Below are 20,783 nucleotides of genomic sequence, written 5' to 3'. Positions count from 1 at the left end.
GACGCCTGGCGCCAGGCGTCCGGGTAGCCGGGGTCGAGACCCTCGTGCGAGTCCGTGCCGTCGACGCCGCGCAGCGCGGGCAGGTATCCGGCCAGCGCGTTGTCGGGCTTGCGCCGGGTGTACAGCTCGACGAGGTCGAGCATGTCGCCCGTGCCCGAGCAGAACCCGATGATGCCCGCGGTGTAGCCGCGGCCGTCGCCGATGTCCTCGATGTACCCGTACTGCGCCCGCCAGTCCAGCGAGGAGTTCTCCGCGCTGGAGACGAGTTTCATGGCGATCTCCTTCTTCGCCGCGTCGTCGAGGCCGGTGGGCGCGGCGCTCGCGGAGCCGGCGGCGAGGGTGGGGCCTGCCACCAGGGATGCTCCGATCAGCGCGAGGAAGGTTCGGCGAGAGGAGCGTAGGCGGGGGGTGTGCACGGGACCTCCAGTGGGGGTGGGAGTCGCTCTTCCGTACTGTTAGGAAAGTTTCCTACCAGAGATGCCGAGTGACGTATACCCGTCAAGAAGGGAAGAGGGAAAGGAAGGAGCACCACCTGCGTGGTGTTGAAGAGCCCGGAGGCGAGGCCGGCGTCCTCCTCCATGACGCCGGACATGGCGAGCCCGGTCACGGCGGGCATCGCCGCCGCGAACCCGGCCGCGAGCAGCAGCATCGGAGGCAGCACGTCGGCGGCGTACGAACCGTCGACCGGCACACGGCTCAGCAGCGCCATTCCGGCGGCGATGAGCACGAGACCGGCGAGCAGCACCCGGTACGGGCCGAAGCGGCCGATCGTCCGTGCCGAAAGGCCCAGCATCAGTACGCCGATCAGTACCGGCGCCGGCAGGAACGCCGGCCCCGTCCTCAACTCGGCGTCGAGGGCATCAGCCGCCGCATGCTCACGCTGACCCTGCGCAACCTGGAGCGCGACGGGCTCCTCACCCGCACCGTCCACCCGACGGTCCCGCCGAAGGTCGAGTACGCACTCACGCCGGTGGCCCGTGAGTTGCACGCGACGCTGCTGGGGCTGACGGACTGGGCGGAACGGCACCGCGTCACGATCGCCGAGTCACGCGCCGCCTACGACGCCCACCATCGCCCGGAGTGAGACACGCGCCCCGACCGGCCTGGCTGATCCGGGCGGTCCGCAGCCCCTCAGGACCGGCGAGGTGAGGCCAGCAGATAGCGCGCGCCGGTGCGCGGTTCCGCGTGCTCGCTGACCTGCCATCCCGCCTTCTCCAGCGTCGCCGCGCACTCGCTGAGAGCCCGCGCGTCCGGCTCGTGCACGGCGACGGCCTCCGGCTGGGGCGTCGCCCGCACCCGGTACCCCTCGGTGCCGGCACCGGTGCCGGCACCTATGCCGGTGCCCGCGCCCGCCGGACGGAGTCCCGCCGCCTCCAGTGCGAGGGCGGCGGCCTGCACCAGATGCGTACGCTCCCACGCGCACGGCCGGTCCACGACGCCGTCCCTGCTGGTCATCCGCCGCAGCTCCAGCAGGCCCTGCCAGGCACTGCGCACCTCACGTACGCGTGCCGGACCGGCGTCGGTGGCCCCCTCGCCGCCGCTCTCGCCACCGACCCGCGCGGTGAACACCCCGGAGGCCTCGCGAGCGGGCGCGGAGTTCGCGGAGATCTCCGGGGCGCTCGCCCCGGCCGTGGCCGTCTCCTCGCGTATCAGGTGCCCAGCGGGTGTGAGGAAGTGGTCGTGCGGCGGACGCGGGTGCCGGAAGGCCAGCCCGTGCCTCACCAGCGCCGCGAGCTGGCTCTCCGTACCCCTGAGACGCCCGGTCACGGCTTCGGCGCCGTCGATGACGCGCCGCTGCGCGGCGGTCGGCGGTCGGGTCACGGGGTGCTCCTTCCCTTCGGGCCACAGCGGGCCCGCTCCGCTCCCGGTCGACGCCGGCGGACCCATTCGAAGACTACGACCAGGGTCTGACATCCCCCCTGACACCCGATCCCGGCCCAGTCCTCCGCCTACTGCCGATAGCCGCTCAGGAACCGCCCGATCCTGCTGATCGCCGCGTCGAGGTCATCGGCGTACGGGAGGGTGAGGATGCGGAAGTGGTCGGGGCGCGGCCAGTTGAAGCCGGTGCCCTGGACGACCTGGATCTTCTCGCGCAGCAGCAGGTCGAGCACGAACCTCTCGTCGTCGTGGATCTTGTGCACCGAGGGGTCGAGACGTGCGAACGCGTACAGCGCGCCCTTCGGCTTCACACAGGAGACGCCGGGGATCTCGTTCAGCTTCTCCCACGCGATGTCGCGCTGCTCGCGCAACCGGCCGCCGGGCGCGGTGAGTTCGTGGATGGACTGCCGGCCGCCGAGCGCGGCCTGGATGGCGTACTGGGCCGGGGCGTTGGCGCACAGCCGCATGGAGGCCAGCATGGTGAGGCCCTCCAGGTAGCTCTTCGCGTGCTGGCGCGGGCCCGTGACGACCAGCCAGCCGGAGCGGAAACCCGCCACGCGGTACGTCTTGGACAGGCCGCAGAAGGTGAGGACGACCAGGTCGGGGGCGAGCGCGGCAGCCGAGTGGTGGACGGCGTCGTCGTAGAGGATCTGGTCGTAGATCTCGTCGGCGAACACCATCAGGCCGTGCCGGCGGGCCAGGTCGAGGATGCCCTCGATGATCTCCTTGGGGTAGACCGCGCCGGTGGGGTTGTTCGGGTTGATGATGACGACGGCCCTCGTGCGGTCCGTGATTTTGGACGCCATGTCGTCCAGGTCCGGGTACCAGTCGGCCTGTTCGTCGCACAGGTAGTGCACGGCCTTGCCGCCCGAGAGCGTCGTCACCGCTGTCCACAGCGGAAAGTCCGGGGCCGGGATGAGGACTTCGTCGCCGTCCTCGACGAGTGCCTGGACGGCCATCGAGACCAGCTCGGAGACTCCGTTGCCCAGGAAGACGTCGTCCACGCCGACTTCGAGGCCCCGCTCCTGGTAGCGCTGCGCCACGGCGCGGCGGGCCGAGAGGATGCCGCGGGAGTCCGTGTAGCCGTGTGCCTGGGGGAGCATCCGGATCATGTCCTGGAGAATCTCCGCCGGTGCCTCGAAGCCGAAGAGCGCGGGGTTGCCGGTGTTGAGGCGCAGCACGCTGTGGCCTGCCTCCTCCAGGGCGTTCGCCTGCTCGATGACCGGGCCCCGGATCTCGTAACAGACCTCGTTGAGCTTGCTCGACTGCCGGAACTCCATGCGGTGCGCACCTCCAGGTTGTTGCTCCAGATTGCGGTGTTGCTTGGTTTTACCAAGTGTGCGCTTGGAAAGTCCAACGAGTTGTCTAGACTGCGTCGCATGTCACCTCGCCGAAGCTACGACCAGTACTGTTCCGCTGCCCGGGCGCTCGACGCCGTCGGTGACCGCTGGACCCTCCTGATCGTCCGCGAGCTGCTCGCAGGGCCGCGCCGCTACACCGACCTGCATGCGGACCTGCCCGGCGTGAGCACGGACGTGCTCGCCTCCCGGCTCAAGGACATGGAGCGGGACGGCCTGACGACCCGGCGCCGGATGCCCCCGCCGGGCGCGGTGTACGTGTACGAACTCACCGGCCGCGGACGCGAGTTGCTGCCCGTGCTGCAGGCCCTGGGCGAGTGGGGCGCGCCTCTGCTGGCGCAGCGGCGGCCCACCGACGCGGTGCGCGCGCACTGGTTCGCGCTGCCGCTGCTGCGGTCGTTGGAGGGGCTGGGCGAGGGGACCGTACAAGTACAGCTGGACGAGGGAGAGTTCCACGTACGGCTCGGCGCGCAGGACGGTCCGGTGTACGGGGAGGGTCCCGCGCCCGAGGAGCCCGACGCCCGGCTCTCGCTCGACACCGAGGCCTGCACGGCACTCGGCAGAGGAGACCTGACGCTGCGGGACGCGGCAGAAGCGGGCCGGGTCACGATCACAGGCGAATCCCAACTGGCCAAGGCCTTGAGGGAATCCTGACAGTCCCGGCGCGCCCCTTCGAGGCCCGAAGGGGCGCTTCGAAGGCCCGAAGGGGCGCTTCGAAGGGGCGCGGGGAACTGCGCGCCCAGCCACAGCGGACCCGCAGACAAAATTCGGCAGCCGAGTGGAACGCTACCGCGGCCGTCCCGCGCCCCGCGTCAACGCGTACCCCCCGATCCCGGCGAGCGCGGCGAGCACACCTCCGATCCCGGTCCACACCCAACGGTCGGACCACCAGCCGGAGGCCCACCCGTCATCGGGCTCGATGCTGGACAGCACGGCGACGGACGACTCGGAGTCCTCAGCGGCCTTGTCGGACTCCTCCGTCTTCACCGCGATCCCCGGAACCAACGGCTCGCCCAGCGAGCCGTCCACCGCGGCCGACCCGCCGATGTCCTTGGAGCCGATCTGGACCTCGGCGCTCACCGGCAGCCCGAGATCGGCCGCCTGGAGGCCGACGGTGGTCAGCCGGATGTAGTACGTGCCCGGCAGCGGATCGTCGGCCCACGGCTCGGACCAGGCCCGCACCGTACGCAGCGTGCAGGACAGCTCCACGGACGCCGCGTCCTGTGCCGCCGTCCGCGTCTGCGCCCCGTACTGGCACGCCTGCCGGCGCCGCAGCCCGTCGTACACGTCGATCTGCCAGGTCGCGGAGGCGTGCTTGTCCGGCAGCTTCACCGTCGCCCGCACGGTGGGCCGCTGCCTGGCGTCGGCGGGGAACGACCAGTAGAGGTAGTCGCCCGTGGACGCGCTCGCGGTCGCCCGCTGCCCCTGGTCGACCTCGGCCGCCGTACGGAAGGACGTGCCCGCCGAGGTGGGCGCGTCGGTGTCGTCCGACGGACTCGCGGAAGGGGAGGAGTCGGCCACAGCGGGAACCGCCGCGAGCCCGAGCAGCAACAGCCCGAGACTCAGGGCACGGGCACATTTCATCAGTCGTTGCATCAGTTGGTCCTCCAGACCGCGATCCGCAGGCGCGAGACCCAGCCCCACAGCACACCCGCGAGGAAGCCGGTGAGCACCAGGGCGCCGAGCAGCCACCAGCCGCGTCCGAGGCCGAAGGAGGCCACGTCGCTCGATGCGCCGGGCCCGTCCACGACGTCGACGGTCAGTTCGAGCGGCAGACCTGGGGTGGTCTTCACACCGGAGGCCGCCGAGAAGGAGTTGGCGACCTGGAGACACACGACCTCCGTCGTCGCCTCGCCGTCGTCGGAGTCGTCGTCGCTCTCCGCCTTGGGATAGCGCAGACCGGCCGACATGACGTCGGTCCGCCCGGTGCCGGTCGTCTCGCCGCGCACGATCTCACGGCCCTTCGTGGTCACCGCCCGCAGCGAGACCCCGTAGTCCCGGTCGACCTGACGGTCGGCGGCGACGCTCACCGAGGCGCGCAGTTCGGAGCCGGCCGGCACGTCCACGCGGTACCAGCGGTGCTGCCCGAACTCCTCGCGGTCGGTGTAGAGCCCGGACTTGACCTCGGGTGCCTCGGCGCACGCGTCGGCGCCCTCCACGGCGACCGGCGTCACCACCGGGTCGGCCGCGCGGTCCACCAACTGGTTGACCTTGTCGGTGAGTTCGTCGGTGTGCTCGACCGAGGTGTACGTACCACCGGTCGCCTCCGCGATGCAGCTCAGCTGCTGCCGCAGCTTGGTGTTGGGTACAAGACCGAGGGTGTCGATGGTGAGACCGATCCCCTTGGCGGCGATCTCGCGTGCCACCTCGCACGGGTCCAGCGGGGCGCAGGTGTCCTCGCCGTCGCTGATGAGGACGATACGGCGGGAGCCCTCACCGCCGTCGAGGTCGTCGGCGGCCTTGAGGAGTGCGGGGCCGATCGGGGTCCAGCCGGTGGGCGACAGGGTCGCGACCGCCGTCTTCGCCTCGGTACGGTCCAACGGCCCCACGGGGTAGAGCTGTTCGGTGTCCTTGCAGCCTGTCTTGCGGTCGTCGCCGCGATAGTTGGCGCCGAGCGTACGTATGCCGAGCTGAACCTCTTCGGGGGTCGCGTCGAGGACCTCGTTGAAGGCCTGCTTCGCGGCCGCCATCCGGGTCTGCCCGTCGATGTCCCGTGCCCGCATCGAGCCGCTGACGTCGAGGACGAGGTCCACCTGGGGCGCGGCGGATCCGGTGGGTTCGTCGGCGACGGCGCCGGCCGGCAGCGCGATCCCGGCCGTCAGGGCGGCGAGCAGGGCGCAGGCGCCCGCCGCCAGCCGTTGTCTTGTGATCATCGCCGGATCCTATTGATCAAAGGCCCCGCGCTTCAAAACGAGACATTGGACGAGACATTGGGCGAGGCGCTGGACCAACCGCTGATGCGGGTCCCGGACGGTCACTTCGGGTCGGTGAGAGGGTTGGGCAGGTGGGCCCAGATGTCCCCGGGCCGGTCGGGCGACAGCCTCATCAGGGTCAACGCCTTGGCGGGCAGCGGCTCTTCGAGCAGCGCCGTCAGGTCCGCGGTGCGCGGCAGCTCCCGTACGGCCGTGGTCAGCGCCTCGCGCAGCGCGGGCGTCGAACCCGCCGTCGCCGCCAGCGTGCCCGCGACGAGTGAGCCGAAGAGCTTGCTGCGCAGGACCGACTCGTCGTCCGTGACGATACGGCCCGTCAGGTCGGGGGCCGGGATGCCGTGGCGGGCCAGCCGGGCCGGGCTGATCCGGATGTCCGCCAGATCGCGGTAGACGAGCCGCACCGGAGCACCGGCGGCGGAGAGCACCACGAGCAGGTTCTGTCCGTGTGCCTCCAGGGCGACGCCCAGTTCGAGCAGACGCAGCCCCACGGTGAGCGCGAGCCGGCTGAACTCCGCCAGCCAGCCGGGGGACTGGGGCAGCAGACTCGCGGCGAGCGCGGCGACCGGGACGACCTCCTCACCCGCACCGGCGTACAGGTCCGGGGACTCCCGCGAAACGGCGGCCAGATCGGGGGTGTTGGCGGTGACCGCACCCAGGGTCCGGGTGATGTGCAGCAGCCCGTCCAGGCGCCCGGCCATCGACTCCATGAACGCCGACACCGTCGCGGCCGACGTGATCGAGTACACCGAGATGTCCCGCACGGAGGAGGTCAGCCGGGCACTGAGCGCGGTCTTGAGATGCGGCCCACCCGGCACGGCCAGGGTGCGCAGGGACATCAGGGGATGCGCGGCCACGCCGTCCCCGACGGGCCGCTCGACCTTCAGCACATGCCGCGCCTGCCACGGATGTACGGGGATCAGCACCCGTCCCGCCGCCATGTACGGCCACACGCCCGTCGACCGGCAGTCGTCCTCCCGTACGGCCACCATGCCCAGCTCGACCACCGGCCGGTGCTCCGGGGCGTACGCCAACTGTTCGGCCACCGAGAACCCGGGCCGCGAACGGCAGTTGGGATGGAAGGGATGACCGTCGACGACCCGCTGCTCCCACTCCCACAACGCCCGAGGAGCCTCCGACGGAACCTGGTTGGCACGGTTGGCACGGGACAGGGCCAACGAGGCGACGCTGTCGGCGAGTTCGTCGGCGAAGGGCCGGCCGTGCGGGAGCCCGAGCGCCGTCATCAGCGCGGCCGGATGGTCGTACGCCGTCCCGTCCAGCTCGACCTCCGTGACGCCCGCGGCCGTCGCGTACGCGTCCGGGCGCGGCCCGTGCAGCCGACGGCCGTCGGCCAGCCGGAGCGTCACCCCGTCGAACCCGGCCTCGCGGCGCGTGACCCACGGCAGCGGCTCATGGACGAGCCCGCGCCACAACCGGGACAGCACGGCCGAGCGGGCGCCGGGGAGCTCGGCCGCGTACGGGGACAGCAGGGCGGGCCGTACCGTGCGCAGCTCGGCGGCGAGAGCGAGCTCGGTCTCGGCCGGAGTGCGAGGAGGGTGCACAGGGGCTCCTAGGGTGAGGGGACGCCGTCGCGGCCGGACACGACGGCGGACATACTGAGCGCGAGTGCACCGTATGCAACGAATGGAACGCGTGGACCCAATGCACCCCACGCACCCCACCTGGCCCATGCACCCCAGTGACGAAGCCGCCCAAGCCGCCCAAGCCGCCGATGTGTACGCGTCGGCGCCGCTGCTCAATTGTCTGCTGCGGGAGATCGGCGAGCCCGAACCGGGGCAGCCCGGGCCGTCGGGGCCGTGGGGTGATCGGCGTGTGTACCGGCTGCCGGCCGGGGGACGGCTCCTGCGGGTGCGCGACGGGCGTCGGCCCCGCGATCCGGAACTGTTCGCGGACGGCACCTGGCAGCGGCTCGGCCACGCCGAACTGGTCGGGCTCACCGCCGAGGAGCTGCGCCTGCACACCGGCCTGTCCAACTCCGAACTGCCCGTCGAGATGACCGGCAGCCGGGACGTCGTGGCGGCGATCCTGGCGGCCAGGCAGGGCGTGACCCCGCCCGCGGACCCGTACCGGCGCTCCGAGCAGTCCCTGATCACCGGGCACCCCCATCACCCCGCCCCCAAGGCGCGCGGCGGTGGCCCGGTCACCGGCTGGCTCCCGTACGCCCCCGAGGCGTACGCCCGCTTCCCTCCGGTGCTGCTCGGCCTGCGTGCGGACGCCTGCGTGGAGGACGGCGACACGACGGCCCTGGACGCCCTGGGCGAAGCTCCTGACGGCTACCGCCTCCTGCCGGCCCACCCTTGGCAGCTCGACCTCGTCGGCGCCCGCCCGGAGATCCGTGAGGCGTTCGCGGACGGCCGCCTCGTACGCCTTGGCCCCTCCCCGTGGACGGCCTGGCCCACGGCGGCCATCCGCACCCTGTACGTCCCCGGTGCCGGCCTCTTCGACGCCGACCTCTTCCTGAAGTTCAGCCTCGACGTCCGCATCACCAACGACATCCGGCGCCTGTGGCGGCACGACCTCCTCGCGCTGCGCCGCACGGACGCCGCGGTGACGGCGGCCTTCCGAGCCCTGGACGACGGCGCGGCCTGGCTGAGCGACCGCGGCTACCGCACGGCGGACTTCGCCTTCGAGGAACTGGCCGTGCTCGTACGAGACGGTCTGCGCGACCATGTGACCCCCGGTTCGACTCCGCTGCTGGCGGCCGCGCTGACGGAGGGCACGGCAGGCCCGTACGGCTTGGCGGGCTTCGACGGCAACCCCCTGGACACCCTCGCCGATCCGGCCGCCTGGTGGACGGCGTATCTGCGCCAAGTCGTCCCACCCGCACTGGAGTCGTTCGCCCGGCACGGGGTCGTACTCGAAGCGCATCTGCAGAACACGGTGGTGGCCGTGGACGGCGACGGCATGCCGGTACAGGCCCTGTTCCGGGACGCCGAGGGCGTGAAGCTCCTGCCGGACGTGACACGCGCGGTCGGCTGGGAGCGGCTGGTGTACTGCCTGGTCGTGAACAACCTGCTGGAGATCGCGGAGGCCCTGCGGGAACGGCACCCCTGGCTGGACCTGTGGGGCCCCGCCCGGCGAGAGCTGGCGCGGTACGTCTCGGAACTGCCCGAAGTGGCGGACCTTCTGCGGGCCCCGACCCTGCCCGGCAAGACGAACCTGCTGCTGCGCTGGACGGAAGCGGACGGGGCGGACGCACGCTATCTGCCGGTCCCGAACCCCTTGTACGAGCCGGGCCCTTGATCGCGCGGCAGCCCGAGCACGCCGAGCGACCAGGACAACCGCCGACAGTGGGTCCCGCCCGAATCCCAGGCGGATCTCGCAACGCGAGTAGAACGTCGCCGTCATTCCTTCGGGTGGCTCTGCTGCTCCAGACGCCGAATCCGCCCTGGCAGCTGGCACGATGGAATCCGGACACGGGCCCTGGCCAGGCAAGTCCGTCGTCTCGTCCACCGTGCGCGGTGCTGTTCCGCATCGCCATTCTCTCCGAGCCCTTGCCGCCTCTCGGCCCGTTTCCAAGGGGCGGCAGCCACCGGTCGTGATCACGGTTCCCGGCATCACTGGAGGTTCCCCGTTGTCCCGTCATCAGCTCCGCGCTCAGCACGGCGGTGGCCGAGCAGCGACTCCCCTCGACCGCGCGGCCGACCCGTCGGCGTCGGTCGAGATCCTTCCGGTGACCGCGGGACAGCAGGAGGTCTGGCTCGCCGAACAGCACTCTCCGGACAGACGGCAGGCCTTGCGGCTGGGCGAGTACCTGGAGATCCACGGACCGGTCGACGCAGCCGTGTTCGAGGATGCGCTGCGTCAAGTCGTGGCCGAGGCCGACGCGTTACGGGTGCGACTGGTGCCCGGTGAAGACGGCCCCGTCCAAGTCCTGGAACCAGTACTGCCCTGGACGCTCCTGCTCGTCGATGTCAGTGATGAACCCGACGCGGAAGAGGCCGCTCGCGCGTGGGTCGCCGCCGACATGGCCCGGCCCATGGATCTGGCCTCCGGCCCGTTGTTCAGCTACGCGTTGCTCCAGCTCGCGCCCGACCGGTTCTGGTGGTACCACACCTACCATCACGGGGCCGTGGACGCCTTCGGCTACTCCCTTGTGGCCCGACGGGTCGCCGAGGTCTACACGGCCCTGACACAGGGACAGAAGGCCGGCCCCAGCCCCTTCTCGCCGTTGTCGGCGCTGGTCCGGGCCGACCAGGACTACCGCGCCTCTCAGGACCGCGTCGCCGACCGGGCGTACTGGAACCGGCAACTGTCCGGATGGACACGACCCGCCGCGTCTTCGCGCGCTTCGAGAGGCGCGGCAGGGAACACCGGGCCAGGGAACACCGGGCCAGGGGACACCAGGCGGGGGGACACCGGGCCGGGAGTTGCCGTGCCAGGGGTCCCTGGGCCGGCGGCCGAGCGGGAGCCGTCCTCCGGAAGAGCGGTCTCCGGAAGCGCGGTCTCCGGGGCCGTCCCGAGAACCGAGTTGCTCCCGCTGCTGCACCCGGAGGGGCTGCGTAAGGCCGCTTCGCGCGCCGAGGTCTCCCGGTTCCGTTTCGTGTTCGCCGCCGTGGCGCTGTACACGCATCGCCTGACGGGCGCGCGGGACGTGGTGATCGGCCTGACCGTGGCCGGCCGGACGGATCCGGCCTCCCGCTCGACACCCGGGATGCTGGCCAACGCCGTCCCCGTACGGCTGACGATCCGCTCCGACATGCCGCTGCGAGACCTGCTGGCCCAGGTCGACGACCGGATGCGCGAAGCAGTGGAGCACCAGCGCTACCGAGGGGAGGACCTGCACCGAGACCTCGGCCTGTCGCGTGGCCCCGGCTCGGTGTTCTCACCGGTGGTCAACCTCATCGGGTTCGACTACGACATCACCTTCGCCGGCCACCGGTGCGTCGCGCACAACCTCTCCTTCCCGTTGGGCGCCGACCTGATGATCATGGTGTGGGACCGCCGGGACGGCTCCGGCCCCCATATGCGACTGCACGCGGCGCCCGAAGCACACGGTGCGGCGGACCTCGCGGACACCCAGCAGCGTCTGCTGCGTCTCCTGGTGGACATGGCGGACCTCGACCCCGGTCTCCCCATCGGCACACTCGACATCCTGTCGGGGGACGAGCGACGTTCCCTGCTCGACATGGGCGATGCCCTCGCGGCGGGCGCCCCTGCCGTTCCCCTGCCGACGCTGTTCGAGGAACAGGTGCGCCGCGCACCGGATGCCGCGGCGCTGGTGGCCGGCGACACCACCTTGACGTACGGGGAGTTGAACGGGCGCGCGAACCGGCTTGCGCACGCGCTGATCGCTCGCGGTATCGGGGCGGAGGATGTCGTCGCCCTCGTCCTGCCGCGTTCGGTGGACCACATCGTGGCCGTTCTCGCCGTGGTCAAGGCAGGGGCCGCCTACGTGCCGGTGGACCCGGCGTATCCGGCGGCGCGAAAGGAGTACATGCTCGCCGACGCCCGGCCCGTCCTGGTGGTGGACGATCCGTCGGCAGTGGCCGAGCTGTCGCAGGGACAGCCGGACACCGACCCGGACATCGCCGTGGACCCACGGCACCCGGCGTACGTCATCTACACCTCGGGCTCGACCGGGCGGCCCAAGGGAGTGGTGGTGACCCACACCGGCATCGCCTCCATGGCCAAAGGTTTCACGGAGCGTCTGGAGGTCACCTCCGACAGCAGGGTTCTGCAGTTCTCCTCGCCCAGTTTCGACGCCTCCGTGATGGAGCTGTGCCACACCCTGCTGTGCGGAGCGGCACTGGTGCTCGCCCCCACCGGCGATCCGCTCTCGGTGCTCACCGACCCCGGCGCCCGCCTCACTCACGCGACCGTGCCGCCGTCCGCACTGGCCGTGGTGACGCGGGCCGACGTCAGCGTGCCGACGCTCGTGGCGGCCGGAGAGGCGTGCCCGCCGGGACAGGTGGCGCGATGGGCACCGCATCACCGCATGCTGAACGCCTACGGGCCGACGGAAACCACCGTGTGCGCGACCGTGAGCCGGCCCCTGACGCCATCGGACGAAGCACCGCCGATCGGACCGCCGCTCTCGGGCGTCCGCGTCTGTGTACTGGACGACAGCCTGCGACCGGTGCCTTTCGGAGCCGCCGGGGAGCTGTATGTCGCCGGACCGTCCCTGGCGCGCGGCTACCTGGGCCGACCCGCGCTGACGGCCGTACGGTTCGTGGCCGACCCGTACGGCCCTCCCGGAACACGGATGTACCGCACGGGCGACCTCGTGCGATGGCGGGCGGACGGCCAGCTGGCGTATGTCGGCCGCGCCGACCACCAGGTCAAGATCCGAGGCTTCCGCATCGAGCCGGGAGAGGTCGAGGCCGCGCTGACCGCGTGCCCCGGGGTGGCACAGGCCGTGGTGCTCGCCCGCCCGGACCAGCGGCACGGTGATCTCCGGCTCGTCGCCTACGTCGTAACGGATACGGCGGACGCGGACGAGGATGCGGATGCGGGTGAGGGGGTGGATGCGGACGGGGCCGGGGCGCGGCTGCTGCTGCGTGACCGGTTGCGCGAGCGGTTGCGCGAGCGCCTGCCCGAACACATGGTGCCCTCGGCGTTCACGATGCTCGACGAACTTCCGCTGACCCCGAACGGAAAGCTGGACCGCGACGCCCTGCCCGAGCCCGACGAAGAGTCCGACGCGTCGTCCCTCGTGCGGGCACCGCGCACCGTACGGGAACAGCTGCTGTGCGAGCTGTTCGCGGAGGTCCTCGGCCGGCCGTGGACCGGCGTGGACGCGAACTTCTTCCAAGCGGGCGGCCATTCACTGCTGGCGATCCGTCTGGTGTCCCGCATCCGCGCCGTGCTCGGCGTGAACGTGGACCTGAGCGCACTGTTCGAAGCGCCCACGGTCGCCCTCCTGGCGGCGCGGCTGGACAGCGCGGACGGGGCACGCCCGGCCCTGACCGTCCAGGAACGACCGGACCGCATTCCTTTGTCGTTCGCGCAGCAGCGGCTGTGGTTCCTGCATCGCGCGGAAGGTCCCGGCGCCACCTACAACATTCCCCTCGTGCAGCGCTTGGCCGGCGAGCTCCACCGAGGAGCGCTGGAGAAGGCGCTCGGCGATGTGGTGGAGCGGCACGACAGCCTGCGCACGGTCTTCCCGCAAGTCGACGGTGAGCCCGTCCAGCGGATCATCGACGCGTCCGCGGCGCGCCCCTCGTTGCCGGTCACCGCGGTGGACGACGAGGAGGCGCTGCACTCGCTGCTGGCGGACGCCGTCCGGTACCCGTTCGATCTGGCGGTCGAGCAACCGCTGCGCGCCGAGCTGTTCACGCTGAGCCCCACCGAGCACGTGCTGCTGATCGTCGTCCACCACATCGCCGCCGACGGCTGGTCCATGGCCCCGCTGACCCGCGACCTGGCAACCGCGTACGCCGCCCGGAGCCAGGGCAGGGAACCCGACTGGGCACCTCTGCCTGCGCGGTACACCGACTACACCCTGTGGCAGCGCCGACTCATGGGTGCCCCCGACGACCCCGACGGACTTCTGCACCGCCAACTCGCCCACTGGAACAAAGCATTGTCGGGGCTGCCCGAGCAACTCGCGCTGCCCTACGACCGGCCCCGGCCCGTCGTCGCGTCGTACCGTGGTGCGAGAACCCCCCTGCGGATCGACGCGGAGCTGCACACAGCGCTGACAGAGCTGGCGTCCCGTTCGGGCACGAGCCTCTTCATGGTGCTGCACGCGAGTCTGGCGGCGCTCCTGACGAAGTTGGGGGCGGGCACCGACCTCCCCGTCGGCAGCACCATCGCCGGACGCACGGACCAGGCCCTCGACGAGCTGGTGGGATTCTTCGTCAACACCCTGGTACTGCGTACGGACACCTCCGGCGACCCCGCCTTCACGCAGCTGCTGGAACGGGTCCGCGGTACCGCGCTGGCGGCGTACGCCCACCAGGAGGTGCCCTTCGAGCAGCTTGTGGAGACGTTGAATCCGACGCGGTCACCGGGACGCCACCCGCTGTTCCAGGTCGCCCTCTCCCTCGACGTCGACGAGGCCGCGGTGTTCGCGCTCCCCGGGCTCCGGACGTCGAGGATGCCGGTGTCGACCGCGACCGCCAAGTTCGACCTGGACATCGGAATCTGCGAACGGCGCTCTGAGGAGAGCGAGTGCCTCGGCCTTGACGGGACTCTCGACTACGCCACCGACCTGTTCGACCACGGCACGGTCCAAGACCTGGCCGCACGCTGGGTGCGACTGCTGGAAGCTGTCGTCCGGGAGCCGGACCGCCCCATCAGCCGCATCGACGTACTGACCGACGACGAGCGCCGCCTCCTGGTCGGGGATGTCGAGGACACCGGGGAGGTCGGTGATGTCTGCGAGACCGCGACAGCACAGGCGCCCGCGGGCACCGTTCCCGAGCAGTTCCACGCCCAGGTACGGGCCACCCCCGACGCGGTCGCCGTGGTGGTCGGCGACACCACCCTGACCTACGCCCAGCTGAACAGCCGGGCGAGCCGGCTCGCGCACGCACTGACCGCTCGCGGCGTCGGAGCCGAGGACATCGTCGCCCTCGCCCTGCCCCGTTCCGGCGACCTCGTCGTGGCCCTGCTCGCCGTACTCAAGGCGGGAGCCGCCTACCTGCCACTTGACCCGGACCACCCCGCCGCACGCATCGCGGCCATGGTGGAGGACGCACGGCCCGTACTGCTGCTCACGGACACGACCACCGCCGCCTCCATTGGCGTCGATACAGGGCTCGCGCACCTGCTGCTGGACGCGCCGGAGACCGTGGAGGCGTTGGAGAAGCTGCCGGACACCGACCCCGTGACGGGGCCCTCGCCCGACCATCCGGCATACGTGATCTACACCTCGGGATCGACCGGGACGCCGAAGGGAGTCGTCGCCCGTCACGCGAGCCTGGGCAACGTGGCCGCACGGTACCGGACCCAGGTCTTCGGACCGGCCGCCGAGCGGCTGGGCGGCCGGCGTCTGCGGGTGGCCCTGACCGCTTCGGTGTCTTTCGACGCCTCATGGGGGCAGCTGGCCGCCCTGATCGACGGCCACGAGTTGCATGTGCCCGACGCCGCCACCTGGACGGACGCGGGCCGGTTCGTGGCCTGGCTGGTCGAGCGGCGGATCGACAGCGTCGACGTCACACCCTCGTACATGCGCGTCCTGTCCGACCACGGCCTGTTCACGGACGAGCGATGGCGGCCGAGCGTGGCCGTTCTCGGCGGCGAGGCACTGCCGGACCGGCTCTGGCAGGAACTGCGGACCGTGGACGGACTGGCGGCCCACAACATGTACGGGCCGACCGAGTGCACCGTGGACTCGGTACAGGCACGGCTCGACGCCGCGTCAACTCCGGTCCTCGGACAGCCGATCACCGGCTCCCGCGTCTATGTACTCGACGCCGCGCTGCAACCGGTGCCGCCCGGAGTGACCGGCGAACTGTACGTGGCCGGTGTCGGCCTGGCCCGCGGATATCTGCGTCGCCCGGGCATGACGGCCCAGCGGTTCGTGGCCGACCCGTACGGTCCACCGGGGACGCGGATGTACCGCACCGGTGACCTGGCCCGTCGGCGCACCGACGGCCAACTGGTCTTCGCCGGACGGGCGGACGACCAGATCAAGGTACGCGGCCATCGCATCGAACCCGGAGAAGTCGAAGCCGCCCTCTCCTGCCACCCCCGCCTCGCCCGCGCCGCCGTGATCGCCCGCGACGACCGCCTCGGCGAGACCTGCCTGGTCGCCTACGCGGTGCCTGCCGCCGGACCCGAGACCGACCCGGCCGACCTGCGAGCCGACATGCGGGCCTTCCTCCGTGGCCGCATCCCCGCCTACATGGTGCCTTCCGCGTTCGTGGTGCTGGATGCCCTGCCCCTGACTCCCAACGGCAAGCTCGACCGCGACGCCCTGCCCGCACCGGACTTCGCCCCCGATGTCACACACGGCCGTGTCCCGCGCACTCCACAGGAGCGGTCGCTGTGCGAACTGTTCGCGGAAGTCCTGGACATGCCCGAGGTCGGCGTCGACGACGACTTCTTCGCCCTGGGCGGCCACTCCCTGCTCGCCGTCCGCCTGGCCGGTCGGATCGGTGAGACCCTGGCCGCTCCCTTCAGCCTGTCGGCGCTCCTGGAGGCACCGACCCCGGCGGGACTGGCGCGGCACCTCAGCGCGGACGCCCCGCCCACCGCGCCGTCGTGGGTGCCGGACTCGGAGGCGAAGCTGCACTCCGCCCTGCGGTTCACCACCACCGCACGACCGGTCGACGGCCCGCGTGACATCCTGTTGACCGGGGCCACGGGGTTCGTCGGAGCCTTCCTCCTGGCCGAGCTGCTGCACCGGACCACGGCCCGGGTGCACTGCGTCGTCCGGGCCCGAAGCGATACCGAGGCGCGTGAGCGGCTGGCCGCGTCCATGCGGGTCCACGGCACCGAGACCGTGCTGGACGACCCCCGGCTGTACGTCGTCCGGGGCGACCTCGCCGCCGGCGATCTCGGCCTCGACCCGGCAGGCTGGGCACGACTGCGCGAGGACATCGACACGATCGTCCACTGCGGCGCCCGGGTACATCACCTCTCGCCGTACGCCCAGCTGAAGCCGGCCAACGTGCAGGGCACCCGGACCCTGTTGCACCTGGCGAGCGAGGGGCGGCCGAAGGCGTTTCACCACCTGTCCACCCTTGCGGTCTTCCGCGCCGGCCAGGGCTCCCGCCCGGTCACGGAGGACTCGCCGATCGGCGCTGAACGGCATCCGTACGGGAAGGGGTACGCGGCGAGCAAGTGGGTGGCCGACCTGCTCGTGGAGCGTGCCTTCGAGCGGGGAGCGAGCGGCGGCATCTACCGGCTCGGCCGCATCTGGGCCCATACCTCGACCGGCGCCGTCAACCGTGACGACATGTTCTCCCGGCTGCTCACCAGCAGCGCGACGCTCGGCTGCAGTCCGGCGGACCCGGGACTCCACGAAGCACTGCTTCCCGTCGATGTCGTCGCCCGCGCAGTCGTCGAACTGCTGCTGAACGGCGACAAGGCCGACCGGGTGCACCACCTCCACCACCCGCGCAAGGTCGGACCCGGCGCCTTCATGGCCGCGTACGACAAGACGCACGGAACGCGTTCCGAAGAGATCCCGCTCACCGCGTGGCTGCACCGCCTGCGCCGCGCCGGCGAACGAGGGCAGAGTCTGCCGATCCTGCCGTACCAGGAGTACCTGGAGGAGTACGCCAAGGACCCGGAAACCGCGCGGAATTCGGCCCTGACCTTCGAGAACGACAGGACCGTCCAACGGCTCAGGCACCTGGGCGTCACTGTCCCAGAGATCGACGAGACCGCGATCTCCCACTACTGGGGCTTCATTGAACGGTGAGGCGCCCAGCCTTCGAGGCAACCGGTGCGGCGGAACGATATGACCGCAGCCCGTTCCCGTCCGTGTGCGTGCGTCCACGTCGCACTCATCGGACGAACGGGCTGCTCCCCGTCCCGGCGGCCGGCGACCCAACTCGCCCACTGCCGCCGGGCAGTGACATGGCCCCCACTTCAGCGCCGCCCTAGCACGGCCCCCATCAGAAACCGGTGATCGTTGCGATGACCTTGATCGCAAACCCACCCGCACACCCACCCGCCAACGCCCTGAGGGCACGACATCCGCGTCCGAGAGCGACGCTGTCGGCCCGCTCGATCCTTCCCGGCCGGCAACGCTGGGACCTGAACCTCGCCCGCGGCCGACCTGCCCTGGCCCGGCTGACCGAGGCGTCGCTCCGCCGGACCCCGGGCATCGAGGAGGCCCGCGTCAACCCGGTCACCGGCCGGGTGCTGCTGCGACACGACCGCACCATCAGTCCGCGAGAGGCCGCCCGGTCGCTGCGCCGGGCCGTCGACCGGGTCCTGGCGGACCTGAGCGCGTCCGCAGCAGACCTGCTGAGCCGCGACCCGGCAACGCGCCGATCGGGCACCCGCACCCGCCCTCACAACGGCTACGGAACCGGCGCCCACCTGAACAACGGAACCGGCCCTCACCACAGCCACGGAACGGAACGCCGTGGGAACAGTGAGAGCGTCGGACGCTGGCTTCCCAAGGTGTTCGCCGCCGGCGCCGTGGCCGCGACCGCCGTCGCCGGAGGGCCGTTCCTCCTCAAACTGCTCAGCCGCCCCCTGCTCACGCTCGGACTGGCAGCCGCGGCAACGGCAGGTGTCGTCCGGCGGGCGTGGCGCAGAGCCGACGGCACGCGGGAGCAGTCGGGCGACGCCACCCCGCGCCGCCACGCGATGCGGCGCATCATCGGGCGGCACAAGCGGAAGTTCGGCGTGGCCGCGTTCTTGTCCGGGCTCTCGCAGCTGGCGGAGATGGCGCTGTTCGCGCTGACCCCCTCGATCGTGCTGCTGGTCGCCAAGGGCGGGAGCGCCACCCTGGCCGGCCTCGGAGTGGTCGGCGTCACCGCCCAGTTGGCGACTCTCGCCGGCGCCGCCGGAGTTTCCTGCGTCGCCATGGCAGCCTCCGGCTACGGAGCCGGCGTCGCCTGGCGCGGCCTCGCGCAGGACGTCGAGGACGACTGGCGCACCCGCACCTACGCCCACATCCAGAACGTGGCACCGGCCGACCTGGAGAACGAGCGCGTCAGCCGGGTCAACTCGGTCCTGTCCGAGGACATCAGCCAGCTGGGCACGTTCGTCAGTACGAGCATGCACGACGTGGTGCAACTGGGCACCAGCCTCGCGCTGCTCGTCCCCATGTTCCTGTTGCTCGCCCCACAGATCGCCTGGGTCGCCTTCGCACCGGTTCCGATCGTTGCCTGGCTGTCCTTCCGCTTCCACGAACGGGCGGTCGCCGGCAACGCCACCGCCGGAGAACACCGGGCCCGGCTGAACAGCCGGGTGACCGAGAACCTCAACGCCCACACCACCGTCAAGGCCGCCACCACCGAAGAGCACGAGATCGAACGCGTCGACGAGCTGAACCGCAAGCACAGCGAGGTCAGCCGCTCCACCGGACGCAGCGCGGCGCTGCCACCCCAGATCCTGCGGCTGGCCGGCGGTTCGGCCCTGGTCGGCACCGTCCTGCTGGGCGGCGGGGCCGTGCTGCGCGGCGAACTGCCGACCGCGTCGTTCGGCCCGCTGATCGAACTGCCGGGCATCGCCATGCTGCGGCTGTCCCGACTGGGCAGCGTCACCGACCAGTACCAGCGCACTCTCACCGCCCTGGACCGGGTGGAGCGCCTGCACCAACTTCCCGTCGAACCCGTCGACGAGGGCCGCCCCCTGCCCGTCCGACATGTGCGGGGAAAGATCGAACTGCGGGGGGTGACCTTCTCGTACCCCGGCAGGCCGGCGGTGCTGCGTGACACCTCCCTGGTCATTCCCGCCGGTGGGACCACCGCCATCGTCGGAACCACCGGTGCGGGGAAGACCACCATCGCCAAACTGCTCATGCGCTTCCGACACCCCGACCGGGGACGGGTGTTGCTCGACGGTACCGACGTGCGCACCCTCGCCCTGCCCGACCTGCGCCGTGCGATCGGGTACGTCACCCAGGAACCGTTCCTGTTCGACGCGACGATCGCGGAGAACATCGGTTACGGCACCTTCCACGCCACGGAGGACCAACTCGTGGCCGCCGCCCGCACCGCGGGGGCGGACACGTTCATCGACAGCCTGCCCGAGGGCTACGCGACCCGGGTCGGTGAACGGGGCGCCTCGCTGTCCGGCGGGCAGAAACAGCGCATCGCGCTGGCCCGTACCGTCCTGCGCGATCCGCCGGTCATCATCCTCGACGAGGCCACCTCCGCCATCGACAACGAGACGGAGGCCGCGATCCAGCAGGCCCTCCAGGTGTTCGGGAAGGACCGTACGACGGTTGTCATCGCTCACCGGCTTTCCACGGTCCAAAGTGCCGACCGGATCTACGTGATGGGCCCCGGCGGGCTCGTGGCCGAACAGGGCACGCACGAGGAGTTGGTGAGGCGCGGCGGTATCTACAACAACCTGTGGAAACTGCAGGTCGGCCAACCGGCACCCGCGTGACGCCGAACCATCGACCCGGTACGACCGTGGCTGCGGGAGGGTTGTCATTCCTTCGGGTGGTAACAGCTCGCAGCCACTTGAGGACGGTCGGTGACCTGAGACGATGGATGTCCGAAGCCGAACCCCGGTCGTGCACCGCGCGATATGGCGCGGGTCGAGAGATCGGCCGCGCCGAGCGCCAGGCGAAGAGTTCCCTGACATCGAGGAGGTTTCCACTTGTCCTGTCGCGAACTCCCTTCCCTGCACAGGCCCGACCTGGCTCCCGTGTCCGAAGGTTCACCCGTGGGGCCCCGTTGACGAGTTCCAGGAGCACAGCCATGACGCAAGCGACGAATCCGTTCGAAGACGAGGAAGCCCGTTATCTGGTGCTCGTCAATGACGAGGGCCAGCACTCGCTGTGGCCGGCCTTCGCCGACGTACCCGACGGCTGGACCGTCGCCTTTCCGGAGAGCACCCGGCAGGCGTGCCTGGACCACATCGAGAAGACGTGGACCGACATGCGGCCGCGCGGCCTCGCCGAGGCCATGGACGGCGGACGGTGAGGCCATCGACCGCGGGGGCCGACAGGAGCGGCACGAACAACTGAAGAACCAGGGCGCTGGGCTCGGACCCCACCGGGACCGTCAACACC

At 71.3% G+C, this 20,783-nt stretch carries 11 protein-coding genes and 2 pseudogenes; 6 read left to right on the top strand and 7 right to left on the bottom strand.

What is annotated here, in order from left to right:
- Together AOK01_RS21525 and AOK01_RS41460 are read right to left on the bottom strand one after the other, a co-directional pair.
- Nucleotides 1-416: chitosanase (locus tag AOK01_RS21525; protein ID WP_425424753.1), on the bottom strand; the 416-nt coding region annotated here is incomplete at its 3' end.
- A gap of 110 nt (nt 417-526) precedes the next feature.
- A pseudogene (locus AOK01_RS41460) lies at nt 527-847 on the bottom strand (MFS transporter); the annotation flags it as partial.
- A 3-nt stretch (nt 848-850) separates the two neighbouring features.
- Between AOK01_RS41460 and AOK01_RS21520 the strand changes: the two are divergent.
- Nucleotides 851-1,084: pseudogene (locus AOK01_RS21520) on the top strand (winged helix-turn-helix transcriptional regulator); the annotation flags it as partial.
- Between the two features lie 47 nt (nt 1,085-1,131).
- Here AOK01_RS21520 and AOK01_RS21515 read toward each other — a convergent pair.
- Together AOK01_RS21515 and AOK01_RS21510 are read right to left on the bottom strand one after the other, a co-directional pair.
- Nucleotides 1,132-1,821, bottom strand: coding sequence for a hypothetical protein (locus AOK01_RS21515; protein WP_055514147.1), 690 nt, complete (start codon nt 1,819-1,821; stop codon nt 1,132-1,134).
- A gap of 128 nt (nt 1,822-1,949) precedes the next feature.
- On the bottom strand, nt 1,950-3,158 hold the full coding sequence (locus AOK01_RS21510) for a pyridoxal phosphate-dependent aminotransferase (protein ID WP_055514145.1): 1,209 nt from the start codon (nt 3,156-3,158) through the stop codon (nt 1,950-1,952).
- 99 nt (nt 3,159-3,257) lie between these two features.
- On the opposite strand from AOK01_RS21510, the gene AOK01_RS21505 reads away from it, so the two are divergent.
- Nucleotides 3,258-3,890 carry a winged helix-turn-helix transcriptional regulator gene (locus tag AOK01_RS21505; RefSeq protein WP_055514143.1) on the top strand — a complete coding sequence of 211 codons (633 nt, stop codon included), beginning with the start codon at nt 3,258-3,260 and terminating at the stop codon, nt 3,888-3,890.
- A 132-nt stretch (nt 3,891-4,022) separates the two neighbouring features.
- Here the strand turns inward: AOK01_RS21505 and AOK01_RS21500 are convergent, their stop codons facing one another.
- The 3 genes from AOK01_RS21500 to AOK01_RS21490 all read right to left on the bottom strand — a co-directional run bounded on the left by AOK01_RS21500 (nt 4,023) and on the right by AOK01_RS21490 (nt 7,725).
- Nucleotides 4,023-4,820 (bottom strand): hypothetical protein, encoded by a 798-nt coding sequence (locus tag AOK01_RS21500; protein WP_055514158.1) that lies wholly within the window; start codon nt 4,818-4,820, stop codon nt 4,023-4,025.
- An 11-nt stretch (nt 4,821-4,831) separates the two neighbouring features.
- On the bottom strand, nt 4,832-6,109 hold the full coding sequence (locus AOK01_RS21495) for a VWA domain-containing protein (protein WP_055514141.1): 1,278 nt from the start codon (nt 6,107-6,109) through the stop codon (nt 4,832-4,834).
- Between the two features lie 101 nt (nt 6,110-6,210).
- Complete coding sequence (locus AOK01_RS21490) at nt 6,211-7,725, bottom strand: IucA/IucC family protein (protein WP_055514139.1); 1,515 nt, start codon at nt 7,723-7,725, stop codon at nt 6,211-6,213.
- Between the two features lie 100 nt (nt 7,726-7,825).
- Here AOK01_RS21490 and AOK01_RS21485 point away from each other — a divergent pair, with 100 nt between their 5' ends.
- From AOK01_RS21485 to AOK01_RS21470, 4 genes are all read left to right on the top strand, one after another.
- Entirely contained in the window at nt 7,826-9,427 is a 1,602-nt protein-coding gene (locus AOK01_RS21485) for an IucA/IucC family protein (protein WP_382032969.1), read from the top strand.
- 331 nt (nt 9,428-9,758) lie between these two features.
- On the top strand, nt 9,759-17,501 hold the full coding sequence (locus AOK01_RS21480; RefSeq protein ID WP_055514137.1) for a non-ribosomal peptide synthetase: 7,743 nt from the start codon (nt 9,759-9,761) through the stop codon (nt 17,499-17,501).
- Between the two features lie 218 nt (nt 17,502-17,719).
- Nucleotides 17,720-20,152, top strand: a complete 2,433-nt coding sequence (locus AOK01_RS21475) for an ABC transporter ATP-binding protein/permease (RefSeq protein ID WP_055514135.1) — start codon at nt 17,720-17,722, stop codon at nt 20,150-20,152.
- Nucleotides 20,153-20,469: 317 nt separating this feature from the next.
- The gene (locus AOK01_RS21470; protein ID WP_055514133.1) at nt 20,470-20,694 is read left to right on the top strand and encodes an MbtH family protein; all 225 of its coding nucleotides are present in this window, start codon (nt 20,470-20,472) and stop codon (nt 20,692-20,694) included.
- The last annotated feature ends 89 nt before the right edge of the window (nt 20,695-20,783 follow it).

It is taken from the genome of Streptomyces aurantiacus (assembly GCF_001418335.1).
Lineage (GTDB): Bacteria > Actinomycetota > Actinomycetes > Streptomycetales > Streptomycetaceae > Streptomyces > Streptomyces aurantiacus.
The sequence above is the reverse complement of the archived record's forward strand: the minus strand, read 5'-3'. Positions and strand labels throughout refer to the sequence as shown.

Bases quoted from the DNA above. Each gene is read 5' to 3' on its own strand.
- AOK01_RS21470 (WP_055514133.1), top strand. From the start codon at position 20,470: ATGACGCAAGCGACGAATCCGTTCGAAGACGAGGAAGCCCGTTATCTG.
- AOK01_RS21505 (WP_055514143.1), top strand. From the start codon at position 3,258: ATGTCACCTCGCCGAAGCTACGACCAGTACTGTTCCGCTGCCCGGGCG.
- AOK01_RS21485 (WP_382032969.1), top strand. From the start codon at position 7,826: ATGCACCCCACGCACCCCACCTGGCCCATGCACCCCAGTGACGAAGCC.
- AOK01_RS21475 (WP_055514135.1), top strand. From the start codon at position 17,720: ATGACCTTGATCGCAAACCCACCCGCACACCCACCCGCCAACGCCCTG.
- AOK01_RS21495 (WP_055514141.1), bottom strand. From the start codon at position 6,109: ATGATCACAAGACAACGGCTGGCGGCGGGCGCCTGCGCCCTGCTCGCC.
- AOK01_RS21500 (WP_055514158.1), bottom strand. From the start codon at position 4,820: ATGAAATGTGCCCGTGCCCTGAGTCTCGGGCTGTTGCTGCTCGGGCTC.
- AOK01_RS21510 (WP_055514145.1), bottom strand. From the start codon at position 3,158: ATGGAGTTCCGGCAGTCGAGCAAGCTCAACGAGGTCTGTTACGAGATC.